This is a genomic window from Bartonella sp. CL162QHHD, from assembly GCF_042195435.1.
Classification (GTDB): domain Bacteria; phylum Pseudomonadota; class Alphaproteobacteria; order Rhizobiales; family Rhizobiaceae; genus Bartonella.
The window spans coordinates 1-2,540 of record NZ_JBHIOG010000041.1; the positions used below are offsets into that span (position 1 = coordinate 1).

The 2,540-nt window shown below is 37.7% G+C and carries 3 protein-coding genes; all 3 read right to left on the bottom strand.

What is annotated here, in order from left to right; all coding sequences use genetic code 11:
* Nucleotides 1-303 (bottom strand): hypothetical protein (locus ACFILD_RS03155; RefSeq protein ID WP_375664757.1); only part of this gene is annotated, 303 nt, incomplete at its 3' end.
* Nucleotides 254-1,579 (bottom strand): right-handed parallel beta-helix repeat-containing protein, encoded by a 1,326-nt coding sequence (locus ACFILD_RS03160; protein ID WP_375664758.1) that lies wholly within the window; start codon nucleotides 1,577-1,579, stop codon nucleotides 254-256. The genes ACFILD_RS03155 and ACFILD_RS03160, both read right to left, overlap by 50 nt.
* A gap of 807 nt (nucleotides 1,580-2,386) precedes the next feature.
* Nucleotides 2,387-2,540 (bottom strand): autotransporter outer membrane beta-barrel domain-containing protein (locus tag ACFILD_RS03165; RefSeq protein WP_375613936.1); only part of this gene is annotated, 154 nt, incomplete at its 5' end.

Sequence of the window (2,540 nt, forward strand, 5' to 3'; positions counted from 1 at the left end):
TCCGTTTCCGTCCATCGTTGTTAGAGCAACATCTGTGACCTTAATATATCCACCGTTCATGGTAAACAATGCTGCATTTTTTGCAGTTACAGCTCCTCCCGTCATTATGATGACACCACTGTTTTCCGCATCAAGTCCATTTATAGCATTAGTAATCGTTGTCTCTCCATCCAATTCAATAAAGCTGTAAGGATCGGTGGAAGCTGCCCCGTATCCGTTTCCGTCCATCGTTGTTAGAGCAACATCTGTGACCTTAATATATCCACCTTTTTGTGCAAATAATGCTCTGTTTCCCGCAGTCACTGTCCCTCCCATCATTATGATGGTAGAGAATAAACCGTCNCGCAGTCACTGTCCCTCCCATCATTATGATGGTAGAGAATAAACCGTCTGTATAGAGTCCATCACCATTAGATGATGTAACTTGAACGCTGCCTTCTTTACTATTGGCTAAAGTAATGAAGCTGCCGTTCATTACGTATAGCCCTGTGTGTTCTCCATCAAATGCTCCTCCTAATATCGTTACTTGTGAACCATCTTCTGCCGATATGCTGGTGTCTGCTTGCGTAATGGTTACATTTTCTAAAGTGAGATGACTTCCGGCAAAGGCCGTTATTCCTGTGAATAAAAACTCTTCTTTTTCATTTTCTAATTCACTTTCCCATCCAGGGTCTAATTCATTGTCCGATGTTTTTACATTTTCTAGCTTGTCTTGATCACTTATGCTGGTATTTGCATAAGTAATGGTTACGTTTTCTAACTTGTTTTTATCGCTTTTACTCTCATTGAAGAACGCACCAGTTTCAAAAGCCGTAATGGTTCCTCCAGTCATTGTGATTGTGCTACCGTTTGTTGCATAAAGCCCAATTACAGCGTCATTAATTACCGTATTTCCGTGCAGTTCAATTGTGCTGTCAACATCATTAGCTATTGCACCGATTCCGGTGCCATCTTTTTTTAAAGTAACATCTGTGACGTCAATATGTCCGCCATTTTCTGCAAGTAATGCTGTATTTTCTCCAGTGACTGATCCTCCTATCATTGTGATTGTGGATTGTGCACCATTTGCATAGAGTCCGTCACCATGAGATGATGTAACTTGAACACTGCCTTTTTTATTATCGGCTAATTCACTATAGGTTAAAGTAATAGCGCTGCCTTCCGTAGCAGATATTCCTTTGAGTTCTCCATCAAATGCTCCTCCTAAAATCGTTACTTCAGAATGATCATTTGCAAATATACTGGTGTTTGCTTGCGTAACCGTTACGTTTTCTAAAGTAACTTTGCTTTTGTTATCGGCATTTATTCCCTTGTCCATGAAGTGGTCATCTTTACCGCTTGATATTGTTACACCTTCCAGCTTGTTTTTATCATTCATACTGTTTTCGAAGAAAGCGCCAATTTCAGAAACCGTAATAATGCCTCCAGTCATTTTGATTGTAGCACCATCTTTTGCATTAAGACCAAGACGAATGTCAAAATCAGTTCCTTTAATGGCTGTGTCTTGCAGTAATGTAATCGCACTGCCAAAACCGTCAGCTGTTACAGCATAAATATCCGTGTCTTTATTCCCAACCACAGTTAAATGTGTGCCGGTAATTTCCCCGTTGTCTTTCGCATTAATAATCTCATACGTTGTGTTAGATACTTCTTTTTTCTCGCCGGAAACTTCAAGAGTTTCAGCATATACATTGAGATGGGTGTTGAATAGCATGACAGCTATGACAGCCGTGCAGGATAAAAGGGACTTTTTACACATCAAGATTTTCCTAAATTATAAGTGCCCCACACTCTTCCCCCGCTTATAAGAAGGATATCAAATGGATGGGTATTTTAGAGATGGAACGTGAATAGGCGATTTTTATTTTTATGTAAAGTATAAAATAAATTATACATTTAACATATAATGTATTATACTTAAATTCACTTAGTATTATATGAATACATTATGTTAATATTATATAAGTATTATAAGTTTTTCTATTCAAGATATGTGTTATGCTTGCATAAAACTTGTTGCTTATGCTTAAAGAAAAGGAGTAGGCAAGAAAATTTAAAAAAACTGTATGCTTGAGCCTGATAGGGATCTCTTTCAACATCATGAAACCAAAGATGATACCATATCTTTCATGTTTTTCTTTAACACGGTTACGATAAAATAGCGCTCATTGATTTTTCAATCGACGTTTAGTTTTTTTCAAGGGATATTTTTACTAGTTGAAAGCGCGCTATTTTATTGTTTTGAGTTTTTTAACTAATTTTCTTAAAGAAAAATGTTGGCGGTGTGTATTGGTAGAGAAGAATAGGGGAGAGATAAAAAGGCAGCACGATGTGCTGCCTTTTTTTAAAATTGAATAGAATGAATAGGCTACTTTTCAACCTTGATTTAAAACTGATAGCGTATGCCGCCTGAAAAGTTTGCACCACTTATACCAGTTTTTTGAAGTTTTTGTTGATAACTGACATCACCATGAAGGGAGAAATTGTGAGACAGTTGCGCATTAATGCCAACGCCACCTTCAATTGCTGGTCCCATAGGA